Consider the following 25052-nt stretch of genomic DNA (forward strand, 5'->3'; position numbering starts at 1 on the left):
TGTGCTTTCGATCGAATAGGGAACGACAGGCGGCTTCCGGCAAGGCGTGCGGAAGGCCAGGGGCAAAACGGTTCGCTAGACGATGGAAGGCGGTGCGCGCGAGTGGAAGGCGCAGACGGTGCGCGGCGCGACTTGAACGGTGGCGAAGGCGCCGCCGCGCTCGGCGTGGAGGTCGAGCGGGACGAACTGGCGCGGGGTGCTGCCGATGGCCGAGGCCATCTCGGCGAAGGCCAGGCACTGGCTGCAGCTGCCGTCCTGCGCGACCGAGCTGGAAAGGTCGGATCCCGCCTCGACCCCGGCGACCGCGACCGCGGCTGCCGACACGGGGGCACCGATCTTGCCCGTCCAGTGCGACATCGCATGCGCGAAGGCCATCTGCTGGGACGCCAGCAGGAGCAGCGCGAGCAGGACGTGGACGACAGACGTAGGCAAGGAACGGCGCATCATGATGGCGGCATTGTAATGCCATCACGGCAAGCGCGGTGAACCGCGATGTGATTACGCGGCGTTTTTTTCGGCCACGTATTTACCGAGCCAGGTGGGCACCCGCGCCGCCGACAGCTTGTTGATCGATACCAGCAGCTCGGGTGCGACCTGGGCCAGTCCGTAGGAAGTGCCCAGATGGCGCCCGATGTGGATCAGCACTTCGGCCGCGACTTCCGCATCGGCCTCGGCGCGGTGGGCCGCGCTGCGAAAGGCGATGCCGAGCTGGCGCGAGAGCGTGCCCAGTTTATAGCTCGGCATGCCGGGAAAGACGCGGCGCGAGAGTTTCAGCGAGCAGACCAGGTCGGCGTGGCCGCAGGCGCGGCCCAGGCGTTCGCTCTCGGCCAGCAGGAATTTCTCGTCGAAGCTTGCGTTGTGGGCCGACAGGGTGTCGCCGCCGATGAAGTCGAGCAGCTCGGGCACGACCTGGCGCGCGGGCGGCGCGCCGTCGACCATCTCCTGGGTGATGCCGGTCAGCTGGGTGATGAAGCTCGGGATGCGCGCGCCGCAGTTCACGAGCGACACATAGCGCTCGGTCACCTGGCCGCCCACGATACGCAGGGCGGCGACCTCGGTGATGCGGTCGCCCATGGCGGGCGACAGGCCCGTGGTCTCGAAGTCGAGCATCACGATAGGGCGTTCAAATATGGACATACGATCCTAAGAGCATGTGAAAAAAATCGTCATGGCTGCGTTGCACCTCCTCGCCGTACCCTTGTACTGTCTTCGTCGGCGCGCCTTGCCCTGACAATTTTTTCACAGGCTCCAAGGTAGGCATACGAAGCTTTTAGCCGAATTTGCGCCGCGCGTCCAGCGCCAGGCCGGCGCCGATGCTGCCGAACAGGTCGCCCTCGACCTTGCGCGCGCCCGGCACCAGGGCGCCGATGCGCTCGCGCAGCAAGCCCACGCCGCTCGAACCGCCTGTGAAGAACACGGTGTCGACCTGACATGGCGCCACGCCGGCGTCGTCGAGGAGGCGCAGCACGGTGGCGTCGATGCTGTCGAGCAGCTGGACGATGGCCGCCTCGAAGGCCGCGCGTTCCACCAGCAGCGTCTCGGCCGGGCGCAGGCGCTCGAGTTCGAGGGCGACCTGCTCCCGATCCGACAGGGCGATCTTCGCGCCCTCGACCTGCATCGCCAGCCAGTGGCCGGCGCGCTCGTCGATCAGGTGCTGCAGGCGCGCCAGCTTGCCCGGCTCGCGCGCGTCGCGCACCAGGTCGTCGAGCTGGACGATGCTCTTGCGCGTATAAGCCTGGTTGATCGTGTGCCAGGTCGCGAGGTTAAAGTAATAGCTGGACGGGATCTCGGCGCCCGAACGCAGCGCGCTCTTGTAACCGAGCAGCGGCATCACCGAGTCCAGGCTCAGGTATTTGTCGAAGTCGGTGCCGCCGATATGGACGCCGCCAGTGGCGAGGATGTCGTCGCGCCGCTCGAGCTTGCCGGCGCGGCCCGGCCCCAGGCGCACCAGGGAAAAGTCCGAGGTGCCGCCGCCGATGTCGGCGATCAAGACCAGTTCCTCGCGGTCGATCTGGGATTCGTAGTCGAAGGCCGCCGCGATGGGCTCGTACTGGAAGGCGACTTCGCGGAAACCCACATTGCGCGCCACCTCGGCCAGGGTGTCCTCGGCCAGCTTGTCGGCCTGCGGGTTGTCGTCGATGAAGAACACCGGACGGCCGAAGACGGCGTGCTCGAAGCCGCGCCCGGCCTGGGACTCGGCGCGGCGCTTGACCTCGCCGATGAACTGGGCCAGCAGCACCCGGAACGGCAGCGCGCGCCCGGCCACTTCGGTCTGGCCGTCCATCAGGCTGGTGCCGAGCAGGCTTTTCATCGAGCGCATCAGGCGCCCGTCGTAGCCGGCCAGGTAGTCCGCCAGCGCGGCGCGGCCATAGCGCACCTCTTCGTCGTCGGCGTTGAAGAACACCACCGACGGCAGGGTCGCCTTGCCGTCTTCGAGGTGCAGCAGGGCGCCGGCGCCGGCCGTCGGGCTCGCACCGGGTTTGATCCATCCGACGGTGGAATTGGACGTGCCGAAATCGACGCCGCAAGCGTTTGTCATGGTTGCCTTTGATATTGCCCGCGCTGAAGCACGCGTTTTGAAGGGCCGACACTTTACCAGAAATCAGCTCCTCTGGCGAAGGCGAGAGGTCGGGCGTTGCGCGCCGGTCACGGCGATACAACTGTCATGCGCGCGGCATGCACTGCCTGTCTTTCCTATAATGAAGCGGCCCACCAACCTCGATCCCGGCCGCGCCCACGCCGGTTCCGGCTGCCTGCCATGACGCATACCTGGATCCTCAAGCGCAACTGCTCGCTGACGCCGCGCCAGTCGGCCGCCGCCTACATCCTCTTGTGCACCGGTTCCTTCGGCATCGCCCTGTTCTTCCTGGTGCAGGGTATCTGGATCGTGCTCGCCTTTGCCCTGCTCGAGATGGCGGCCGTGGGCTGGGCCCTTCTCCATTACGCGCGCCACGCGCTGGACGTCGAGCGCATCGCGCTGACGGAGCGCAGCCTGCTGGTCGAGCGCATCGATGCCGGGCGTCGCAGCCAGTACCGCTTCGATCCGACCCGCACCCGCATCGCTCCGCCCCTGCCACGCGTGCAAAAGCTGATCCGGCTGGAGGCGCCTGGCGCCACCCTCGAAATCGGCAGCTATGTGTCGGAAGCGATCCGCCAGCAGGTAGCGCTGGAGCTGGCGCGCGCCATGCGCGGCCACCCCGCCCGCCTCCGTTAAAAATGTTGTCTTCGTTGTAAGTTTCTTCTTACATTCACGCGGCTGTACAACCGATAGGTGTTTTCTATCCGGTTTTGCATAATTGTCTATTAGATATGCCAAGCGTCACGAGCGTAAAGGCAACGAATAGAGAGGAAGAGCGAGTGAGCAACACGGATCAAGGTTTCGCCATCGTCGTTCACGGCGGCGCGGGCGAACCGCTGGACTACGCCGACGGCTGCGAGCGCGCCGCACGACGCGGCCACGCGCAGTGCATCGAGACTGGCGACGCGCTGGACGCGGCGATCGCCGCGGTGATGGTGTTCGAAGAAGACGAGCGTTTCAACGCCGGCACCGGTTCGGTGCTCTGCCTGGACGGCGCCACCATCGAAATGGATGCCTCGATCATGGACACGCGCGGGCGTCTGGGCGCGGTCGCCGGCGTGCGCGACGTGCGCAACCCGATCCTGCTCGCGCGCGCCGTCGCCGACACCCCGCACGTGCTGCTGGCCGGCGAAGGCGCCGACCGCCTGGCGCGCGCGCTCGGCCTCGAGCAGGCCAGGCCGATCAGCGCGGCCCAGCGCAAAAAACACGAACAGCTGCTGAAGGAACTGGCCGGTTCGGTGCCGGTCATGCCCGGCATCAACAACCGCATGTTCGAACGCTTCTGGAACTACAAGACGCCGCTGCAGCTGCCCAAGAGCGCCGCCCACGACACGGTCGGCGCCGTCGTGCGCGGGGCCGACGGCCACTTCGCCGTGGCCGGTTCGACCGGCGGCTCGGCCCCTTCCCTGCTGGGCCGCGTCGGCGACACCGCCCTCATGGGCAGCGGCTTCTATGCCGGCCCGCTGGGCGCGATCGCCGCCACCGGCGTGGGCGAGCACATCGTGCGCCACATGCTGGCACGCACCGTCTATGGCTATCTCGAACAAGGCCAGTCCCTTCGGCAGGCGCTCCAGCGCAGGATCGACCTGATCGACAAGGACGTCGACACGGGCCTGATCGGCGTGACGAAAACCGAAGCCGCTTCCTGCAGCAATACCCATATGCCAACCGCCATCATCGAAAAATAATGAAAACTGAACCGCATCAAACCGCAAAGCATGGCCACCTCGTCATCATCGGCGGCCATGAAGACCGCCAGTACGGCAAGGAAATCCTGACCCGCTTCGTCGAGCTGTCCGGCGGCGAGAACGCCCGTATCGTCGTCATCACCGCCGCCAGCAAGATCGCCGACGAGATGTGGGGCATCTACGACCAGGCCTTCGGCGACCTCGGCGTGCGCCAGGTGAGCCATCTGACCCTGACCAGCCGCCAGGACGCCAACGACGAGGAGAAGGTACGCATGGTGGCCGAGGCCGACGGCATCTTCATGACCGGCGGCGACCAGAAACGCCTGCTGGCACTCATCGGCGGCACCGCGCTCGACGCCGAGATGCACACCGCCCTCAAGGTACGCGGCGCCTGCATCGGCGGCACCAGCGCCGGCGCCTCCGCCATGTCGGGCCACATGCTCGCCCAAGGCAAGACCGACCTGCTGCCGGAAAAAGGCGCGGTCAGCCTGGCCGCCGGTCTCGGCTTCCTGCACCGCGTCGTCATCGACCAGCACTTCTCCGAGCGCCAGCGCCTCTCGCGCCTGCTGTCGGTGGTGGCGCAGAACCCGTATTTGCAGGGCATCGGCATCGACGAGGACACGGCCCTCGTCGTCGAACGCGGACGCGGGATCGAAGTGCTGGGCGAAGGCTCGGTGACGATCGTCGACGGCCGCACGATGGACACCAACATGGCCGACATCCAGGAACGCGCCACGCCGGAACTGATCGACGTGCGCCTGCACCTGCTGCCGGCAGGCAGCCGCTTCTACCTGCCGACCGAGGATGAGCCTCTGGCCAAGCCGATGTCGCCCTCGCTGCGCGATTTTTTAGAAAACGTCACAAAACGGAACCCGATCTCATGAGAATCATCGAACAACGCTTCCTGCGCGGCCCGAATCTCTTCTCCGCCGCACCCTGCCTGATGGCCGTCGTCGACTCGAACGGCCTCGCGCTCGCGCCCGGGTTCGGCGCACGCCTGCTCGCCCTGCTCCCGGGTCTGCCGCTCGACGTGGCGGCGCGCCTGTCGCAGATCACCCTGGCCGCCGAAGCCGTCGAGCCGGTCGTCATGGAACTGCAGCGCCTGGCTGGCGCACCGGCCGACTTCAGCCAGACGCTGGAGCTGCCACGCAAGCCTGAGGCGCGCCGCGCCGTCTGCGGCTACCGCACCGAACAGGTCGCGCGCCAGGCGCTCGACCACGCCATGGCCATGATCAAGGCGCTCGCCAAAGGCGAGGACTTCGACCTGGCGCCCGCCATCGAACAGCTGCACGAGACGGCCGAAGACTACGCGATCGGCACCAGCACCGGCGCCGTCGTCAACGCCGCCCTCCGCCGCGGCATCCCGGCCCTGCGCATCACCGACGAAGCGAACCTGTTCCAGCTCGGCTGGGGCTCGAAGCAGAAGCGCCTGCAGGCGACCATCACCGGCGCCACCAATTCGATCGCGGTCGGCATCGCCAGCGACAAGCAGCTCACCAAGACACTGCTCGAGCAGGCCGGCGTGCCGGTACCGGGCGGCGCCACCGTCACCACCCTGGCCGAGGCCCAGCGCGTGGCGCGCCGCCTGAACGGCCCGGCCACGATCAAGCCGCTCGATGCCAACCAGGGCAAGGGCGTGACCACCACCTGCACCACGCCGGAAGAAGTCGAAGCGGCGTTCGCGCATGCGCGCAAGTACGGCCGCCACGTGATCGTGGAAGAATTCCTGGCCGGGCGCGACTACCGCGTGCTCGTCACCGGCAACAAGATCGCCGCCGCCTCGTGGCGCCGTCCGCCCTGCGTCACCGGCGACGGCCACTCGACCGTGCGCGAACTGGTCGAGGTCGAGAACCGCAACCCGGCGCGCGGCGAAGGCCATACCAACATCCTCACCAAGATTCCGATGGACGACCTGGCGGCCCAGACGCTGGCGAAACAGGGCTACGATTTCGATTCGGTCGTCCCGGCCGGCGTGAGCGTCGACCTGCGCGGCAACGCCAACCTGTCGACCGGCGGCACCGCCGAAGACGTGACCGATCTGCTGCCCGAGGAAACCCGCGACATCTGCATCCGCGCCGCGCGCACGATCGGTCTGGACGTCGCCGGCATCGACGTCATCTGCCAGGATATCGCCCAGCCGCTGCGCGAGCAGAACGGCGGCATCATCGAAGTGAACGCCGCGCCCGGCATTCGCATGCACCAGTTCCCGAGCCGCGGCACGCCGCGCGACGCCGGCGCCTCCATCGTCGACGCCCTGTTCGGGCAGGACGACGGCCGCATCCCGGTGATCGCGATTACCGGCACCAACGGCAAGACCACGACTTCGCTGCTGGTCGCGCACACGGCGCGCCTGGCCGGCCTGCGTACGGGCGTCACCACCACTTCCGGCGTCTACGTCGACGGCCAGATGATCCGCGAAGGCGACTGCACCGGCTACCATTCGGCGCGCAGCCTGCTGACCGCGCCGGACGTCGACTTCGCCGTGCTGGAAACGGCGCGCGGCGGCATCCTGAAACGCGGCCTGGCCTACGACCGCTGCGACGTCTCGATCGTGCTGAACGTGTCCTCCGATCACCTGGGCCTGGACGGTGTCGAGACCATCGAAGAACTGGCCAAGGTCAAGGCGGTGGTGGCCCAGCGCGCCTCGCGCGCCGTGGTGCTCAACGCCGAGGACGACTATTGCGTGGCGATGGCCAAGGATCTGCAGGAATCGGTCGAAGTCATGTACTTCTCGCTCGACGCCGACAACCCGACCCTGCTGCGCCACCTGGAGCGCGGCGGCCGCGGCGTCTACCTGGAGGACAACACCGTCGTGCTGGCCACCGGCGCGCGCCACGAGGCCCTGCTCGACGTGCGCCACATGCCGGTGTCGCTGAACGGCTGCGCGCGCTACAACATCGCCAACGCGCTGGCCGCGACGGCCGCCCTGGCCGCCACCGGCTTCGGCAACGCCGAGATCGTGGCGGGCATGTGCAGCTTCGTCTCCGACAGCAAGCACAATCCGCTGCGCTCGAACCTGTTCGACGTCGAAGGCGTGACCGTGATCGTCGATTACGCCCACAACTGCGCGGCCTACGCGGCGCTGTCGGAAACGGCGCGCGCGATGACGCCGGGCCGCGTGGTCGGCGTGGTCGCCGCCCCGGGCGACCGCCGCGACGCCGACCTCATCGACATCGGCCGCACCTGCGCCGCCGGTTTCGACGAACTGATCGTGTACGAAACCGAGAACCGCGGCCGCGCCGATGGGGACGTGGCCGCCCTGCTCGCGCAAGGCGCGCGCCTGGGCCGCATCGCCCACGACAAGCTCTCGCTCGAACTGAACGTCCACAGCGCCATCCGCCGTGGCCTGGCCCTGTGCCAGCCGGGCGACGTGCTGGTGTTCGGCTGCGGCTCGTCGATCTCGGAACTGACCGAGGCGCTGCGGCCGACCAAGCCGGAGATCGCGCGTCGGATCGAGGCGGAGGCGGTGTAAGCGCTCGGTTTGTTGGGCACGAAAGCGGCCCGCGAGGGCCGTTTTTTTTACGCCGTCCGAATGATCGACGAACATCCGCGGGCATGCCCGCCCTACGGTGCACCATGGTCTTGTTTTTCACTGCGGCTGTCGTGTAACGTACGGGGTCTCGACCGAAATCTCTTGCGGCGGCTTACCGTAGGGCGGGCATGCCCGCGTTCCCCGCTCGCTCGATCGAACCACGTGCAACCTTCAAGGGCACAAAAAAAACCCCGCACACCGCGGGGTTCTCTTCACTCGCCGGCAACGATCACGCCGCCTGCGCCTCGATCCGATCCGCACTCTCCGGATCGTCCACCCGCAACGCATCGATGAAGGTCTTCAGCGACGAGCCGCAGGCAAACACCAGCACGTCCCCCGCGCGGCACAGCGAGAGGCCAAGGCGGATCGCCTTGTCGACCTCGATCTCGCGGTGCGTCGTGTCCGAGGGCCCGATCACCTTCTCGATGCCCTCGATGATCAGATCCACCGCGCCGCCCACCGGACGCCCGCGGCTTTGCGACTCGTACACCACCAGCTCGTCGAAACGCTCGCCGCAGACTTCCCCGATCTGCACCAGGTCGCTGTCGCGGCGGTCGCCCGGCGCGGTAACGATGCCCACCAGCTGCCCCGGCAGCAGCGCGCGCGCCATTTCGGCCAGGGCGACGTAGGCGGCCGGGTTGTGGGCGTAGTCGACGATCACGGTCACGCCGCGCACGTCGAAGACATTCGTGCGCAGCGGATTGGTCTTGCTGTCGGAAACGAAGGTCGACAGGCCGTCGGCGATCTGCAGGTTCGAAAAACCCGAGGCCATCAGCGCGGCCGCCGCGGCCAGCGCGTTGGCGATGTTGTAGCGCGCGCGGCCGCCGAACGAGGCCGGCATCGCTTCCACCCGCATCAGTTCCTGGTGCAGGTTGCCGTCGGCGACGACGATGGCGTTGTCCTGCAGGTAGGCGCCGCGGCCGCCGTCCTCCAGGTGCTTCAGCAGGATCGGATTCTCGGCGTCCATCGAGAAAAAGATGATTTCCGCGCCCGGCTTGGCGCGCCGCACCATCGAGACGCAGAAGGCATCCTCGGCATTGAGCACCACCGCCTTCGAAGCCGACGATGCGACCACCGCCTTGACTTGCGCCAGGTCTTCGATGGTGTCGACGCCGTCCAGGCCCAGGTGATCGGCCGCCACATTGAGCACAACGCCGACGTCGCACTGGTCGAAGGCCAGGCCGCGTTTCAGGATGCCGCCGCGCGCCGTTTCCAGCACGGCGAAGTCGACGTCCGGTGCCGACAGCACCGTGCGCGCCGACCAATAACCGGTGCAGTCGCCCTTCACCAGGCGCTTGCCGTTCACGAACACGCCTTCGGTGGTGGTGACCCCGGTGCCCAGGCCGGCCACGCGCGCGGCGTGGGCGATCATCAGGGTGGTGGTGGTCTTGCCGTTGGTGCCGGTGACGGCGATGACCGGAATGCGTCCGTTCGAGCGCCCCATCAGGCCGTCGACGATGGCTTCGCCGGCGTCGCGCGGCTCGCCCCGGCTCGGGTGCTGGTGCATGCGGATTCCCGGCGCGGCGTTCACCTCGATCACGGCGCCGCCCTGCTCGTCCAGCGGCACGGTGATGTCGCGGCAGACGATGTCGATGCCGGCCACGTCCAGGCCGATCTTGGCGGCGGCGCGCACGCACAGGGCGCGCGTCGATTCCGGCAGCAGGTCGGTGCAATCCTCGGCGGTGCCGCCGGTCGACAGGTTGGCGTTGCTGCGCAATTCCACGCAGACGCCCGCACCCGGCACCGAATCGGGCGTATAACCCTGGCGGCGCAGCATGTCCTCGGCATGGGCGTCGAGCGACAGGCGCGTCAGCACGTTGCTGTGGCCGGAGCCGCGCGCCGGGTTCTGGTTCTCGATCTCGACCAGTTCCGTGATGGTGCTGACGCCATCGCCCTCGACGTGGGCCGGACGGCGGAAGGAGGCCGCGGCGATGCGGCCGCCCGCCACCAGCACGCGGTAGTCGCGCCCTTCGACGAAGCGCTCGACGATGATGCGGCGGCCGTATTCGCGCGCGAATGCAAAGGCCTTCTCGACCTCCTCCGGCGTCTCGCAGCGGGTGGTGACGCCCTTGCCCTGGTTGCCGTCCAGCGGTTTCAAGGTCACCGGCGCGCGCAGGCGGCGCGCAATGCGCTGGGCGTCCTCGACGGTGGTGACGGTGCCGCCTTCGGGCACGGGCACGCCGGCTTCCTTCAGCAAGGCCTTGGTCAGGTCCTTGTCGCTGGCGATTTTCACGGCGACATAGCTGGTGTCGCCGGTGGTGGTGGCCTGCAGGCGCTTCTGCTTCGAGCCCCAGCCGAGCTGGAACAGGTTGGCCTCGTCGGTGATGCGCGAATACGGGATGCCGCGCTCGTGGGCGGCGGCCAGCACGGCCGCGGTGCTGGTGCCGATCGAATAACGCGACGCCAGCGAGCGCAGTTCCTTCAGGCGCGGCTCCAGGTCGAAGGCTTCGCCTTTGGCGAGCGCGGTGACCAGGTCGACGGCGAGCTGGAAGCTGGGTTCGGCCAGCTTTTCGATGGCGTACTGGACGACGACGCGGTACTGGCCGGGACGGCCGGCGGCCGGACGGGTGCGGCCGTAGCCGACCGTGGGGCCGGCCATCGACTGCAGGGTGAGCGTGACGTGTTCGACCACGCGCGCCAGATAGGTGCCGGCGCGCAGGCGCTGGGCGAAGCCGCCGGGCTGCCCGGTCGGCAGCAGCTGGCCGTGCAGCTTGGGCAAGGCCTCGAGCATCGCGTCGTTGAAGCCGGGGATGTCTTTCGAAGAGACGCCGTACAGGTCTTCCAGGTCGAGCACGCTGAGCAGGCAGGGGGTATCCGCGTGGACGTTCGGGCCACGCAGGAATCGTTGTTCGAGGATATACACGAGAAAGTCCCTATTATTTTGAATTATCGGTGCTACTGAATCGGTGCGGCCGGTGCGCTCTCAGCAAACGCAACGGCCAGCTACAACGGTGGTACGGCGTCCTAGATGTCGAGCAGCTGGGTGTACATGCGCGTCGCCATCAGGCCGGCCGCGCTGTGGTGGCTGGCCGGCGTCATCAGCTCGAGCAGCAGCGCCATCGCCTCGCCCTTGCCGCTGGCGGCGGCCACGCGCTGCTCCAGCAGGGCGAGTTCGTTCTCGCTGCCGCTGTCGCGGGTGGCGCGGCGGCGGATCAGGCCGCGCTCGGGGAAGCTGTTGCTGCGGTCGGCGTGCTGGCCGAGGTTGTCGAGGGTGCGCTGGCGCGCGCGGTGGCTCAGCACGCGCTCTTCCTTGACGCTGCTGCCCGGTACGCTGACGATCCAGTCGCGCAGCACCTGCTGCTCGTAGCTGGAAAAGACGCCGAACATCTCGGCGCGCTCGCCTTCGATCAGGCGCCAGAAGCGGCTGTGCTCGACCTCTTCGCCGCGCTTGATCCAGCCGGCCGATTCCATCGCCGACAGGAAGCCCGGAATCTGGCCCGGTTCGGCCAGCCAGTCGTTGACCGAGCGGCCGGCGACGCGGCAGTAATCCGAGTGCATGTTCTTGCCGACCGTGCTCTTCTGCGCCAGGATGCGCACCAGTTCGTCCTGCAGGTCGAAGTCGGCGATCACGGAATTCGTGCTCGCGCCCAGTTCGTTGAGGCGGTAGCCGTCGAGCACGCGCTTGTAGAAGGCGGCGCGGTCGCCCACGCGGGGCATCAGGTCGAGCAGCGCCTGCACCGCCTTTTGCGCGTGACCGGTGGCCGCGTTGTCGACCGTGACGTGCAGCGTGAAGTAATACGGGTCGATGCCGAACTCGTTCAGCTCGTAGGACGTGATCAGGAGGTGCAGCGGCAGCTGCTCATAGCCGAGATTGAAGCCGATCACCTCGGGCAGGAAGCGGTCGGCGTTCTGGCCCAGCGCCAGCTGGATCGCGCCCTGCATGAAATGCTCGTCGTCGAGTTCTTCCCAACCCTCGATGCCGTGGGTGGCCAGGAGTTTACGGTAGATGGTGACGTGGTTCTTGCTCGGCGCGCCTTCGCCCAGCTCTTCCAGGTAGGTCTTGATCAGCGGATGGAAGTCCGGGCTGTCCCAGTGCTTGAGCAGGCCATACAGCCAGGAGCCGTCGACCAGCTTGGTCGGCGCGACCGACTTGATGAAGTTCAGCGCATGGGCGCGGTTATGAAAATAACGGCGCGGCGCGCCGCCCTTGCGCGCGGCCAGGTATTCGCGGTACTGGATGCCGACCGCTTCGCTGCGCGCCTCGATCCAGGCCGGGAGCTGGGCCAGGGTCGGCGGCAGGTCGGCCGGGATGTCCTGCACGCGGGCGATCTGCTCGCGCAGGAAGGCTTCGCCGGCGCGCGCATGGGTCAGCGGGTCGGCATACAGGTCGAAATACAGCGCCTTGGCGGCTTGATGCGGGATCGCCGCGTCGCGCCGGGACTGGACTGATTCGGATACATCGGTAACGAGCGATGGCGTCATGGAATGTTGTTCACAATCTTATTGAATGATTACCGGAATTATCCGGGCTGGACTATGCAACGCACATCGGCACGCAAGCTTCGTAAATGTAAGATAAGCCTTACAAAAATATAAAAATGATCACACCCCCGTCGCTCCGGCACCCGGCGCCTCGTCGCCCAGGCAGATGCCCAGCTCGCGCGCGGTGGCGATGGTGTCGCCGGCGGCCGGCACCGTGCGGGTGCGCCCGGCGACTTCCCGCAGCGGCACGAGTTCGATCGCCTCGGGCCCGAGCGCGACCATGACGCCGCTCGCGCCCGCCGCCAGCGCACGCACCGCCGCCGCGCCGAAGCGCGCGGCGATCACGCGGTCGAAGCCCGAAGGACTGCCGCCGCGCAGCAGGTGGCCCAGCACGACGCTGCGGCATTCCTTGCCGGTCGCGGCGGCAAGCTCGGCTTCCAGGCGCGCGCCGATGCCGCCGAGGCGCTCGGCCCGGCCCGCCTCCGCGCCGGCCTGCACCGCGCGCTCGCCCCCCACGGGCTGCGCGCCCTCGGCCACGACCACGATCGCATGGTGGTGCCCGGCCGCCTCGCGTTGGGCAATGGCGGCGGCAATCGCCTCGACGCGGTAGGGAAGCTCGGGGAGCAGGATGACGTGGGCGCCGCCGGCGATCCCCGCGTGCAGCGCAATCCAGCCGGCGTAGCGCCCCATCACCTCGACCACCATCACGCGGTGCTGGCTGTGCGCGGTGGTGTGGAGGCGGTCGATGCAATCGGTGGCGAAGCCGACCGCGGTGTCGAAGCCGAAGGTGGAGAAGGTGCGGTCGAGATCGTTGTCGATGGTCTTCGGCACCCCGACCACGCGCAGGCCCTGGGCGTGCAGCGCCTGCGCGATGCCCATCGAACCGTCGCCGCCGACGACCACCAGCGCGTCCAGTCCGCGCGCGCGGCACAGGGCGACGACCTCCCCGCTGCGATCCGTCTCGACCGGCGCGCCGTCGGCGCCGCGGCCCGGGTAGCGCAGCGGGTTGCCGCGGTTGGTCGTGCCGAGGATGGTGCCGCCGAGGTGGCCGATCGCATGCACGTCCACCGCGCCCAGGCGCTGCACGGGCGGGCCGATGCAGGTCTCGGGTGCGAGCAGGCCGTTGAAGCCGTCGCGGATTCCGTGACACTCCCAACCCAGGCGCGTGGCCGCCAGCACGACGGCGCGGATCACGCCGTTAAGGCCGGGCGCGTCGCCGCCGCCCGTCAGCAGCCCGATGCGGCGGACCGGCGCCGCTTCTGCCTGCGCCCCTGACGTCGATTTCAATTGTGGATGTGCGCTCATCTTGTCTCCCTGCCGGCGCGGCCGGATTTTGGTGCGCCCATGATGAGCGGCCGTACCTGCGCGCGGCGCACGCATGGGAAGGGCGGCATGGACGGACGATTCCGGGTGCAATCGCAACGCGGTCGTCGTACTTGGCGCGCGCTCGCGGCGACACGCGCGCCATCCTACGCCGGTCAGCCGACCGGCGTAGGATGTCCTGACGTCCTGCGCTCAAGGCGCACGAGGAGGTGTGACATGCGGGAAACTGAAGTCTTGATCGTCGGCGCCGGCCCGAGCGGACTGGTGCTCGCGCTGTGGCTGAAAGCCTTCGGCGTGGACGTGCGCCTGGTCGACGCGGCAAGCGGGCCCGGCACGACCTCGCGCGCGCTCGCCGTGCAGGCGCGCACCCTCGAACTCTACCGCCAGCTCGACCTCGCCCAACCGGTGCTGGAGGACGGCCACCCGATCCAGTTCTTCAACATCTGGTCGGAAGGCGAACACCGGGCGCGCATCCCGCTGGGCGCGATCGGCGCCGACCTCACGCCCTACCCTTTCCTGCACATCTATCCGCAGGATCGGCACGAACGGCTGCTGGCCGACCGGCTCGCCGCCGGCGGCCTCGAGGTGGAGCGCAAGGTCACGCTCACTGGCTACGCGGAACGCGGCGACCATGTCGAGGCGCGCCTGGCGCATGCGAACGGCGACGAGGAAACCTGCGCGGCGCGCTGGCTGATCGGCTGCGACGGCGCCCGTTCCAGCGTGCGCAACGCCATGGGCGTCGGCTTCCCCGGCGGCACCTACCGCCAGGTGTTCTATGTGGCCGATATCGAAGGCGACAGTCCCGCCCTGAACGGCGAGCTCAACCTCGACCTGGACGAGTCCGACATCCTGGCCGTGTTCGCCACCGCGCCGCGCGGAAAGGCGCGCCTGGTCGGCACCGTGCGCGACGAACGTGCCGAACGCGCGGAAACCCTGCAATTTTCCGACGTCAGCGGCCGCGCGATCGACAACCTGATGATCAGTGTGCACATGGTGAACTGGTTCTCGACCTACCGCGTGCACCATCGGGTGGCCGACCAGTTCCGGCGCGGGCGCGCCTTCCTCGTCGGCGACGCCGGCCACATCCACAGCCCGGCCGGTGGCCAGGGCATGAACACCGGCATCGGCGACGCCATCAACCTGGCCTGGAAGCTGGCCGCCGTCGTCCAGGGGGGAGCGGCCGAAAGCCTGCTCGATTCCTACGAGGCCGAACGCCTGCCCTTCGCGCGGCGCCTGGTCGACACCACCGACCGCGCCTTCAGCTTCATCACGGCCGACGGCCCGCTGGCGGAAATCGTCCGCACCGGAATCGTGCCGCGCATCATGCCCCTGGTCGGCAAGCTGCCGGCGGCGCGCGAATATTTTTTCCGCACCATCTCGCAGACGGTGCTGCATTACCGGCATGGCCCGCTGAATGCCGGCCGCGCCGGCAAGGTACATGGCGGCGACCGCCTGCCCTGGGTACGCTTCGAAACGGGCGACAATTTCGCCCCGGTCAAGCCTAACGGCGGCCCCGGCCTTGGGGTGCGCACGGACTTCGGCACGCGGCCGGGCTGGCAGGCCCATGTCTACGGCAGCGCCCGGCCCGAGCTGATCGCCTGGTGCGCGCTCCACGGCGTGCCCCTGCGCCAGTTCGAATGGAGCCTGGACTGCGCCAACGCCGGACTGGCGGAAGACGCCTTCTACCTACTGCGGCCCGACAGCTATGTCGGCCTGGCGGCTGCGGTCGGCGCCGGGCCGGCGGCGACCGAGGTGCTCGACGACTACCTGCGCACGAACTCGTTGCGGCTGTGAGGCCGCGGCGCTGAACCCAGGCGATGAAGAAGCATTCGTAGGGTGGGCGATTCTCCGCCCATGCGTCCAAATCACGGTGCTGCAGCCGTGCGGCTATTCACATCGCAACGATCACCGCGTGGGCGTTTGTAATTCAGGCCATTGGCCTGAATTACCCCGCCCACCCTACGGCTCATCCCCGACGCTTGTAATTAACCGCAGGCAAAGCTGCGCCACCTCAGCCGGATTCGTTCCACTATCGAGGCAAATGCGGCACCGTCCGCACGCATGCACCCGCATTCGCCATTTGACCACTAACCTTCGGAGAACCATGGAACTCACCGTCAACAACAGCACCACCGCCGCCACCCTCGTCACGGTTTTTGCCGAACTCCAGGACGGACGCTTCGTCGCCAAGGTCATGCCCGAGACCGACGTACCGTACACACCCTATTTCGAGAACGAACTCGACCAGGTGATCGTCTACATCTCGCCCGACGAGGAGCAGCTGCAGGCCATCCTCACCGCCCTCAACGAGCGGCGCCTCCCCTTCGGCGACCTGCAGAATTACGGCGCGGCCGGCGGCGGCACCTCGACGATTCCGGTGTAAGCGCCACGGGCCGGCGCGCGGGCCTTCAAGCGCATGGGAGCTTCAGCTATTGGGCGCCGTTCCCGCGCGCCGTGCGCCCGGCCCGTCCGGTGACGCGGGCAGCCTCCTGCGGCCGCGCGATGCGGGTTACCAGCACGCAGGCGATGCGCCGGTCTTCGACCTCGGCGACCTCGAAGCTGAAGTCGTCGACGTCGAGGCGTTCGCCGACCTTCGGCAGCGTGCCGAAGCGCTCCAGCATGAAGCCGGCCATCGAGCTGTAGTCGTCGCTCTCGCTGACCAGGGTGTCGATGCCCAGCTCCTGTTCCACGTAATGCAGGTCGGCCGCGCCGTCGATGCGCCAGCGGCCTGGCGCCTGCTGCACCACGGCCGGCTGCTCGTCCTCGTCGGGGAATTCGCCGGCGATCGCCTCCAGGATGTCGATCGGCGTTACCAGCCCCTGCAGCGTGCCGTATTCGTCGGCGATCAGCACCAGCTGGCCGTGCGAGCGTTTCAGTGTTTCCATCACTTTCAGGGTGTCGCCGGTCTCAGGCATGATGATCGGGGTGCGCACGTGCGCCGGGTCGATGCGCCCGCTGACCGCCAGGTCGGCCATCAGGTCGCGCGCCCGCACCACGCCGATGACCTCGTCGAGCTGCCCCTTGCAGACCGGGAAAAAGCTGTGCGGCGTCTCCATGATCTGGCCGCGGATCACGTCCGCGTCGGCGTCGATGTCGATCCAGGAAATGTCCGAGCGGTTGGTCATGATCGAGCGGATCGAACGCTGCGACAGGCTCAGCACGCCGCTGACCATGTTGCGCTCGGCCGGCTCGAAGGCCTGGGCCTGGCTGTGGGCCGCCACCGCCGCGGCGCCGGGCCCGGCCGACTGCTCGGCCTTGCCGCCCAACATGCGCAGAATGGCGTCGGCCGTGCGCTCGCGCAGCGGCAGGCGCGCCTCTTCCTTGGCGACATTGCGTCCGGCCAGCTGGTTGAAGGCCTCGATCAGCACCGAGAAGCCGATCGCCGCGTACAGGTAGCTCTTCGGAATATGGAAGCCGAAGCCCTCGGCCACCAGCGACAGGCCGATCATCAGGAGGAAACTCAGGCACAGCACCACCACGGTCGGGTGGGCGTTGACGAACTGGGTCAGGGTCTTGGAGGCGAACAGCATCACGCCCATGGAGACGACCACGGCCGCCATCATGACCCAGAGTTCGTCGACCATGCCAACCGCGGTGATCACCGAATCGAGCGAGAACACGGCGTCGAGCGCGATGATCTGGGCCACCACGACGCCGAAACTCGCGTATTCGACCACGCCGCCCCGGTGCGCCGTCTTGCCCTCGATCCGCTCGTGCAATTCCATGGTCGCCTTGAACAGCAGGAACAGGCCGCCCATCAGCAGGATCAAGTCGCGCCCGGAAAACGCCAGGTCGCCGACCGAGAACAGGGGTTCGGTCAGCGAGACGATCCAGGAAATCATGGTGAGGAGGCCCACCCGCATCAGCATCGCCAGCGACAGACCGAGCAGGCGCGCGCGGTCGCGCTGCTCGGGCGGCAGCTTTTCGGCGAGGATCGCAATGAAGATCAGGTTATCGATGCCGAGAACGATCTCGAGGACGACCAGGGTCGAGAACCCTATCCAGATGTTCGGATCCGATAACCATTCCATTGCGACATCGCCTCCTCAGGTGCGGGCCGCGCGGCCCGCGTTTGTACGGCCTATGCGTAGGCCGGCAGTTTGGACAGGAGCTTGTCGAGCGTGATCGGATAATCGCGCACGCGCACGCCGGTGGCGTTGTAGATGGCGTTCGCCACCGCCGCCGCCACACCGCAGATGCCGAGTTCGCCCACGCCCTTGGCCTTCATTGGCGAGGTCATGGGGTCGGTCTCGTCCAGGAATACGACTTCCTGGTGCGGGATGTCGCCGTGCACGGGCACCTCGTAGCCGGCCAGGTCGTGGTTCACGAAGAAGCCGATCCGCTTGTCGACTACCAGGTGTTCCATCAGCGCCGCGCCGACGCCCATCGTCATCGCGCCGATCACCTGGCTGCGCGCCGACTTGGGATTCAGGATGCGCCCGGCCGCGCACACGGCGAGCATGCGCCGCACCCGGATTTCTCCGGTAGCGGAGTCGACCGCCACTTCGACGAAGTGGGCGCCGAAGGTCGATTGCTGGGTCTTCTTCTCCAGGTCGCCGTATTCCATGATGTCTTCGGCACTGATCTCGGCGTCGCGCGCGACCTGGGCCAGCGGGATCGAACGGGTGCCGAGACGCACGGCGCCGTCCGCGAACTCGGCCGTGGCCGGATCGAGGCCGGCCTTGGCGGCCACCATCTCGCGCAGCTTCATGCAGGCCGCATACACGCCGGCCGTGGACGAGTTGCCGCCCCACTGCCCGCCCGAACCAGAGGACACAGGGAAGCTGGAGTCGCCCAGGCGCACGCTGACGCGCTCGATCGGCAGACCCATCATCTCGGCCGCGGTCTGGGCAATGATGGTATAGCTGCCGGTGCCGATGTCGGTCATGTCGGTCTCGATGGTGACCGTGCCGTTCTTTTCCAGCCGGGCGCGCGCTGCCGACTTCATGTTCATGTTGTTGCGGAAAGCCGAGGCCACGCCCATGCCGATCAGCCAGCGGCCCTCGCGCACCTTGCCCGGGGTGGCATTGCGGTTCTTCCAGCCGAAGCGCTCGGCGCCCTGGCGCATGCATTCCACGAAGCGGCGCTGCGAGAACTTGCGTGAGCGCTCTTCCGGATCGACGGTCGTGTCGTTGACGATGCGGAAGGTCACCGGATCCATTTTCAGCTTTTCCGCCATCTCGTCGATCGCGATTTCGAGCGCCATCATGCCGGGCGCCTCGCCCGGCGCGCGCATCGCGTTCGCTTCGGGCAGGTCGAGCGTGGCCAGCTTCAGCTGGGTGAACCGGTTGGCGCCGGCGTACAGCAGTCGGGTCTGCTGCACCGCGGTTTCCGGCTGGCCGTCGGGCAGGTCGCCGGAGACGCTTTCGTGCGAAATTGCCGTAATCCGGCCCTCGCGCGTGGCGCCGATGCGGATACGCTGGATGGTCGCCGGACGGTGCGTGGTGTTGTTCATCATCAGCGCCCGCTGCAGCGCGACTTTCACCGGACGGCCGGCGGCGCGCGCGCCGAGCGCGGCCATCAGGGCTTCCGCGCGCAGGAACAGCTTGCCGCCGAAGCCGCCGCCGATGTAGGGCGAGATCAGGCGCACGTTTTCCTTGGGTATGCCGAGCGTCTTGGCCATGTCCTGGCGGCCCCAGTTGATCATCTGGTTCGACGTCCACAGGGTCAGCTTGTCCCCCTCCCAGACGGCGAGCGAGGCATGCGGCTCCATCATCGCGTGCGACTGGTCGGGCGTGGTGTAGGTGGCGTCGAGCTTGACCGGCGCGTTGGCGAAGCCGGCGGCGAAATCGCCGGTTTTCGTTTCCGGCTTTTCCTCCTTCTTCGGCAGGCGGGCGTTGTTCTTCGCGCGCTTGAGGTCGTATTCGCCCTGGGTCTTCACGTACTCGACCTTTACCAGGCCGGCCGCGGCGCGCGCCTGTTCGAAGGTCTCGGCCACCACCACGGCCACGGCCTGGTGGTAGTGCTGCACCTCGGGGCCTGCCAGCAGCCGGGCCGTGTTGTATTTTCCCTTGTCGAGCTTGCCGGCGTTCTCATAGGTGACGACCGCGAGCACGCCGGGCGCGCGCCTGGCGGCGGCGGTGTCGATCGAGGCGATCCGGCCCTTGGCCACGGCCGATCCGATCACGTGGCCGTAGGCGGCGTTCGGGGCGGCCGCGTGCTGTTCGTAGGCATACGGCGCGGTGCCGCTGGTTTTATAGGGGCCATCGATGCGATCGGTGGGCTTGCCGACGACCTTCAGCTGGTCGATCGGGTTGGTGGTGGCGGGAGTGGTGAATTTCATGCCGTCAGCCTTTCTTTGCGTCGACCAGCACGCTGTCGAGCGTGCGCCGGATCAGCGGAACCTTGTAGGCGTTTTCAGCCGTCGTTTTGGCGCCGGCCAGCAGAGTGTCGGTCGTGGCCCCGGCGCCGCGCGCCAGGACGGCGTCGGCCGCCGGCACGCGCCAGGGTCGATGGGCCACGCCGCCCAGGGCGACGCGGCCGCTGCCGTCCTTCTGGACGACCGCCGCCACCGAAACCAGGGCAAAAGCATAGGAAGCGCGGTCGCGCACCTTGCGGTAGGTGTGGTAGCCCCCGAGCGGACGCGGCAGCACCACGCTCGTGATGAGTTCGCCCGATTGAAGGGTGTTTTCGATGTGCGGGGTGTTGCCCGGCAAGCGATAGAAATCGGCGATCGGGATCACCCGCGTGCTGCCGTTGGCGCGCACCGTTTCCACGCCGGCATCGAGCAGCTGCATGGCCACCGCCATGTCGCTCGGGTGGGTGGCGATGCAGGCCGCGCTCTGGCCGACGATCGCGTGGTTGCGCGTATAGCCGCCGATCGCCGAACAGCCGCTGCCCGGCACGCGCTTGTTGCAAGGCAGATTCGTGTCGTAGAAATACGGGCAGCGGGTACGCTGCAGCAGGTTGCCGGCCGTGGTCGCCTTGTTGCGCAGCTGGGCCGAGGCCCCGGCCAGCAGGGCTCGCGCCAGCACGGCGTAGTCGCGCCGCACGCGCGGGTCGGCGGCCAGGTCGGTGTTGCGCACGAGGGCGCCGATGCGCAGGCCGCCGCCTTCGACCGGCTCGATCCGGTCAAGTTTCAGGCCGTTGACGTCGATCAGGTGCGGCGGCGCCTCGATCTCGAGCTTCATCAAGTCGAGCAGGTTGGTGCCACCGGCGATGAAGCGCGAGCCCGGATGGCGCTCGGCGGCCGCAGCCGCCTCTGCGGGCGTGCGCGCCCGTTCGTAGGTAAATGCCTTCATGCCTTGCCCTCCTTGCCGGATGTGCTCGCTACTTTGCCCGATCCCGGCATGCCGGCCACCTCGGTGATCGCATCGAGGATGTTCGAGTAGGCGCCGCAGCGGCACAGGTTGCCGCTCATGCGCTCGCGGATCTCGTCCACGCTCAGCAGCGGCTTGGCGTTCAGGTCGGCGCTGACATGGCTCGGGATGCCCTGGCGGATCTCGTCGAGCACGGATACCGCCGAACAGATCTGGCCGGGCGTGCAGTAGCCGCACTGGTACCCGTCGTGCTTCACGAAAGCCGCCTGCATCGGGTGCAGCTTGCCCGGCGCGCCCAGGCCCTCGATGGTGGTGACCTCGTCGCCGTCGTGCATGATGGCCAGCGACAGGCAGGAATTGATGCGGCGGCCGTTGACGAGCACGGTGCAGGCGCCGCACTGGCCCTGGTCGCAGCCTTTCTTGGTGCCCGTGAGTTTCAGGTTTTCGCGCAGGGCGTCAAGCAGCGTGGTGCGGGTGTCGACGGTGAGTTCGCGGCGCTGGCCGTTCACGCGCAGCGTCGTCCTGGCGCTCGTCGGCGGCGGGTTCGGCGGCGTTTGCGCCGCTTGCGGCGCGTTGGCCTGGGCCGCGGCCACGGTCGGTATTGCGGCGGCGGTCGCGGCGGCGGCGCTCGACAACAGCAGGTCGCGCCGCGAGAGCTTCAGGTCGCTCAGGTCATCCATATTCTTCGAAGCCTTCTGGTCTGTGGCCGCGTCCTGCGGCCGGGTTGGTTCGGTTTCCAGAAGGGCGCCGCGGCGGCCGTCCGGGAAGTCGCCTTATGATAAAGATATTCTCGAGGGCGGGCGGCACGGTTGACCCGCCCTGTGCCGGTGCGCCACGACGGGGCACGAAAGGCGTCCGGCGCACCAATCGGGGGCATTCCTGGCGGCCGCGGATACTGCAGAGCTGCAAGTGGGCAGCCGGGCGCAAGGCAGGGTATGATCCCGGTTCCGCCGATCCCGCTCTGCCCGTTTTCGTGGCGGAATGTCCTCTTTCCACCTGCCGCGCAGTGCGCCACCACGATGAACGCATCGATTCCCCTGGATCCCGATCACCAACGAAGAACCCGACACGACTATGAGCGCCGGCGCGAATTTGCCGGGCTGTTCGAGGAAGCGCCGACCTTCATGGCGCTGCTGCACGGTCCGCAGCTCGAGTTCGAGTTCATCAACCCGGGCTACCAGCGCCTGATCGGGGGACGCGACGTCATCGGCCGCAACATGGCCGATGTGCTGCATGACGTCGCCGCCCAAGGCTATGTCGCCATGGTCGACGCGGTCTACCGAACCGGGGTTCCGATCACCGCCTCCGGTGCGAAATACGGGATGCAGGTGGAGCCCGGCGGCCCCGTCCTCGTGCGCTACATCGATTTCGTGCTGCAGCCGGTGCGCAACTCGGCCGGCGACATCGATGGCATCTTCATCCTGGGCACCGACGTCACGGATCGGGTGCTGATCGAAGCCCGGCGCGATGCGCTGGTTCGGCTGACCGACATGGTGCGCGACGCGACCGCCGCCCAGGACATCGTCAACGGCGCCTGCCGCATCCTCGGCGAGACGCTGGGAGCGAGCCGGGTCGGCTTTGCGGTGGCCAACGCGGCGGACGAGACCGTGCGCCTCGACGGCAACTGGCAGCTGCCGGGCGCGGCGAGCCTTCCCGAGACGATCAACCTGCGCGCCTTCGGCGATTTCATCGACGACCTCCGGGCCGGCGCGGCGGTCGCGATCGACGACGTGGCGCTCGATCCGCGTACGGCCCATGCCGCGCAGGCCCTGGCCGAACTCGATTCGGTCGCCTTCATCGACCTCCCGGTCATCGAGGACGGCCGGCTGGTGGCGCTGGTCTACGTCAACAGCGCGGAGGCGCGCACATGGAGCCCGGACGACGTCGCCCTGGTGCGCGAGGTGGCCGAACGCACGCGCACCGCGAGCGAGCGCCTGCGCAATGCCGACGCGCTGGCGGCCAGCGAGGCAAAGTTCCGCACCATTGCCAACGCCATGCCGCAGATGGTCTGGTCGACCCTGCCCGACGGCTTCCACGACTACTACAACGCGCGCTGGTACGACTTCACCGGCGTGGTGCCGGGCGAGACCGACGGCGAGCGCTGGGCCGACATGTTCCACGCCGACGACCGCGAGGAAGCCTGGGCGCGCTGGTCGCACAGCCTGGCCACGGGCGACACCTACGAGGTGCAGTACCGCCTGCGCCACCGTTCCGGGGTCTACCGCTGGGTGCTGGGCCGCGCGCTGGCGGTGCGCGACGACGCCGGCCGCATCATCCGCTGGATGGGCACCTGCACCGACATTCACGATCAGAAGCTGGCCGAGAACGAGCTGCGCCAGGCCAACCAGCGCAAGGACGAATTCCTCGCCATGCTGGCCCACGAGCTGCGCAACCCGCTGGCGCCGATCAGCACAGCGGCGCAAGTGATGCGCCTGCGCCACCACGACGCCGACTACGTCAAGCGCGCCAGCGACATCATCGGCCGCCAGGTGCGCCACATGACCGACCTGGTCGACGACCTGCTCGACGTCTCGCGCGTCACCCGCGGCCTGGTGCAGATGGCGCGCGAACCGGTCGACCTGAAGCTGGTCGTTAACAGCGCGCTGGAGCAGGCGCGGCCCCTCATCGAGGCGCGCCACCATGCGCTCGACGTGCACGTGGACGGCGAGCCCGCCTGGGTCAGCGGCGACCGCACGCGCCTGACCCAGGCGGTGTCGAACCTGCTCAACAACGCCGCCAAGTACACCCAGCAGCACGGCCGCATCGAGGTCACGCTGCAGCTCGCCGACGGCCAGGCCAGCCTCGCCGTGCGCGACAACGGCAGCGGCATCGCCCCAAGCCTGCTGCCGCACGTGTTCGACCTGTTCACCCAGGGCGAACGCACGCCCGACCGCGCCCAGGGCGGCCTCGGACTCGGCCTGGCCCTGGTGAAAAGCATTGCCGCCCACCACGGCGGCAGCGTGCGCGCCGACAGCGGCGGCGCGGGACAAGGCAGCAGCTTCACGATCGCGCTGCCCCTGATTGCGCCGCCGGCACTCGAGGCCGCCGCAGGCGCTGGCGCCGGCGCCCAGCCGCAGCCGGTGGCCCCGCGCCGCATCGTCATCGTCGATGACAACCGCGACGCCGGCGCGTCGCTCGCCAGTGCGCTCGAAGCGCGCGGCCACGGCATCGCCCTCTTCGACGACGCCCAGTCGCTGCTGGACGCGGCCGAGCTGGGCCCCGTCGACGCCTATATTCTCGACATCGGCCTGCCCGGCATTGACGGCTACCAGCTGGCGCGCCGCCTGCGCCAGAACGCCGGCGGCGCGCAAGCCCTGCTGGTCGCCCTCACCGGCTACGGCCAGGCGCATGACTTCACGCTGTCGAAAGCGGCCGGCTTCGACCACCACCTGGTGAAACCGGCCGACCTCGAGCAGCTCGACCGCATCCTGGCCGCGGTGCCTGCACCGGCATCGGCGCCGGCACAGGAACCCGCTCCAGGCGCCTAATTGCTCATGGCGAGCTCGCCGTCGACCGCAGCCAGGCCGTCGGCCGCGGCGGCGGCGGCGACCATTTTCGCGGTCAAAGGCGCGCCGCTGTCGTAGTCGACCACCTCCTCCCCCGCGCCGTCCTGGTGGCTGATGCGCACGCGCATGCGGTGGGCGTGCGGCGCCGCGCCGCCGTCGACGGCGTCGACCACGAACCGGTAGCCGGGGCGGCCGTTGTAGCGCCCCGTCCCGTCCAGCCGCACCTGGCCGCCGCTGCGCGAGACAGTACCGACCTGCTCGCTCTTGAACGCGAACGGCCGGTTCAGCGCCACGACCGCCCTGGCCGAACCCAAGCCGCCCTGCGTGCCGAGCGGCGCCCACAGCGCAAATTGCAGGGCCCTGCCCGCTTTGGCGTCCGCCTGCGTGGCCGCCAGGGTGCCGCGTCCGCTCAAGGCGGCGACGCCCGGCGCGTTGATCAGTACCTGGCGGCGCGTCTCGGTCGTGCGGCCGCCCGAATCGGTCACCCGCAGCACCAGGGTCTGGAAGCCCGGCGCGCAGAAGGTATGGCGCAGGCTCACCTGGCCGCGGCCATTCGCCTCGGTGACCAGCGGATGCGGCGTGGGGCAGCTGTCGCCCCAGTCGGCGACCGCAGTGTGGGTCTGGCGCGCGGAATTGTCGACGAAGCCGAGCCTGGCCGTCACTTCCTGGCCGACGGTGACGATGGCCGGCAGGCCCAGCACCGGACCCAGCACGGGCGCGTCGGGAGCACATCCTTCACATCCA

Annotated in this window: 18 protein-coding genes; 7 read left to right on the forward strand and 11 right to left on the reverse strand. The window is 68.4% G+C overall.

All coding sequences use genetic code 11. The annotated features are described in order from the left end of the window. Positions 1–75: 75 nt before the first annotated feature. The 3 genes from ASF77_RS06090 to ASF77_RS06100 form a co-directional block, all read right to left on the reverse strand. Positions 76–447 (reverse strand): hypothetical protein, encoded by a 372-nt coding sequence (locus ASF77_RS06090; RefSeq protein WP_056335869.1) that lies wholly within the window; start codon positions 445–447, stop codon positions 76–78. A 51-nt stretch (positions 448–498) separates the two neighbouring features. Then, positions 499–1137 carry a PolC-type DNA polymerase III gene (locus tag ASF77_RS06095; protein ID WP_200934129.1) on the reverse strand — a complete coding sequence of 213 codons (639 nt, stop codon included), beginning with the start codon at positions 1135–1137 and terminating at the stop codon, positions 499–501. 133 nt (positions 1138–1270) lie between these two features. Then, entirely contained in the window at positions 1271–2539 is a 1269-nt protein-coding gene (locus ASF77_RS06100; protein WP_056335872.1) for an Hsp70 family protein, read from the reverse strand. A 219-nt stretch (positions 2540–2758) separates the two neighbouring features. Between ASF77_RS06100 and ASF77_RS06105 the strand changes: the two genes are divergently transcribed. The 4 genes from ASF77_RS06105 (at position 2759) to cphA (ASF77_RS06120) (ending at position 7738) form a co-directional block, all read left to right on the forward strand. Further along, positions 2759–3214 (forward strand): DUF2244 domain-containing protein, encoded by a 456-nt coding sequence (locus tag ASF77_RS06105; protein WP_056335876.1) that lies wholly within the window; start codon positions 2759–2761, stop codon positions 3212–3214. 143 nt (positions 3215–3357) lie between these two features. Further along, a complete protein-coding gene (locus ASF77_RS06110) occupies positions 3358–4266 on the forward strand; it encodes an isoaspartyl peptidase/L-asparaginase (protein ID WP_056335879.1) in 909 nt (302 codons plus the stop codon). Then, positions 4266–5150 carry a cyanophycinase gene (locus tag ASF77_RS06115; RefSeq protein ID WP_056335881.1) on the forward strand — a complete coding sequence of 295 codons (885 nt, stop codon included), beginning with the start codon at positions 4266–4268 and terminating at the stop codon, positions 5148–5150. Before ASF77_RS06110 ends, ASF77_RS06115 begins: the two co-directional genes overlap by 1 nt. Further along, on the forward strand, positions 5147–7738 hold the full coding sequence (gene cphA, locus ASF77_RS06120) for a cyanophycin synthetase (protein WP_056335885.1): 2592 nt from the start codon (positions 5147–5149) through the stop codon (positions 7736–7738). The genes ASF77_RS06115 and cphA (ASF77_RS06120) overlap by 4 nt, the downstream gene beginning before the upstream one ends. Positions 7739–8027: 289 nt before the next feature. On the opposite strand, the gene cphA (ASF77_RS06125) is transcribed toward cphA (ASF77_RS06120), so the two are convergent. The 3 genes from cphA (ASF77_RS06125) to ASF77_RS06135 all read right to left on the reverse strand — a co-directional run bounded on the left by cphA (ASF77_RS06125) (position 8028) and on the right by ASF77_RS06135 (position 13525). Further along, positions 8028–10661, reverse strand: coding sequence for a cyanophycin synthetase (gene cphA, locus ASF77_RS06125; protein ID WP_056335888.1), 2634 nt, complete (start codon positions 10659–10661; stop codon positions 8028–8030). 101 nt (positions 10662–10762) lie between these two features. Continuing rightward, the gene (locus ASF77_RS06130) at positions 10763–12220 is read right to left on the reverse strand and encodes an iron-containing redox enzyme family protein (protein ID WP_082493581.1); all 1458 of its coding nucleotides are present in this window, start codon (positions 12218–12220) and stop codon (positions 10763–10765) included. Positions 12221–12340: 120 nt separating this feature from the next. Next, positions 12341–13525: a 6-phosphofructokinase gene (locus ASF77_RS06135; protein ID WP_056335891.1), complete on the reverse strand. Its 1185-nt coding sequence runs from the start codon at positions 13523–13525 to the stop codon at positions 12341–12343. Between the two features lie 234 nt (positions 13526–13759). On the opposite strand from ASF77_RS06135, the gene ASF77_RS06140 reads away from it, so the two are divergent. Together ASF77_RS06140 and ASF77_RS06145 are read left to right on the forward strand one after the other, a co-directional pair. Next, a complete protein-coding gene (locus tag ASF77_RS06140) occupies positions 13760–15337 on the forward strand; it encodes an FAD-dependent monooxygenase (protein WP_056335895.1) in 1578 nt (525 codons plus the stop codon). A gap of 310 nt (positions 15338–15647) precedes the next feature. Beyond that, entirely contained in the window at positions 15648–15926 is a 279-nt protein-coding gene (locus ASF77_RS06145) for a hypothetical protein (protein WP_056335898.1), read from the forward strand. 46 nt (positions 15927–15972) lie between these two features. Here ASF77_RS06145 and ASF77_RS06150 read toward each other — a convergent pair whose 3' ends face one another. From ASF77_RS06150 to paoA, 4 genes are read right to left on the reverse strand one after another with little or no spacing between them, the layout of a single operon-like run. Continuing rightward, positions 15973–17574, reverse strand: a complete 1602-nt coding sequence (locus ASF77_RS06150) for a TerC family protein (RefSeq protein WP_056335901.1) — start codon at positions 17572–17574, stop codon at positions 15973–15975. A gap of 50 nt (positions 17575–17624) precedes the next feature. Then, the gene (gene paoC / locus ASF77_RS06155; protein ID WP_056335905.1) at positions 17625–19826 is read right to left on the reverse strand and encodes an aldehyde oxidoreductase molybdenum-binding subunit PaoC; all 2202 of its coding nucleotides are present in this window, start codon (positions 19824–19826) and stop codon (positions 17625–17627) included. 4 nt (positions 19827–19830) lie between these two features. After that, positions 19831–20784: a xanthine dehydrogenase family protein subunit M gene (locus tag ASF77_RS06160; RefSeq protein WP_056335908.1), complete on the reverse strand. Its 954-nt coding sequence runs from the start codon at positions 20782–20784 to the stop codon at positions 19831–19833. Beyond that, a complete protein-coding gene (paoA, locus tag ASF77_RS06165) occupies positions 20781–21482 on the reverse strand; it encodes an aldehyde dehydrogenase iron-sulfur subunit PaoA (protein WP_056335911.1) in 702 nt (233 codons plus the stop codon). The genes ASF77_RS06160 and paoA overlap by 4 nt, the downstream gene beginning before the upstream one ends. A gap of 339 nt (positions 21483–21821) precedes the next feature. Between paoA and ASF77_RS06170 the strand changes: the two genes are divergently transcribed. After that, positions 21822–24290 carry an ATP-binding protein gene (locus ASF77_RS06170; protein WP_162244828.1) on the forward strand — a complete coding sequence of 823 codons (2469 nt, stop codon included), beginning with the start codon at positions 21822–21824 and terminating at the stop codon, positions 24288–24290. Here the strand turns inward: ASF77_RS06170 and ASF77_RS06175 are convergent. After that, entirely contained in the window at positions 24287–25021 is a 735-nt protein-coding gene (locus ASF77_RS06175; protein ID WP_056335918.1) for a hypothetical protein, read from the reverse strand. The genes ASF77_RS06170 and ASF77_RS06175 overlap by 4 nt on opposite strands. Positions 25022–25052: the final 31 nt, after the last annotated feature.

This window comes from Massilia sp. Leaf139 (assembly GCF_001424165.1).
Taxonomy (GTDB): Bacteria; Pseudomonadota; Gammaproteobacteria; order Burkholderiales; family Burkholderiaceae_D; genus Telluria.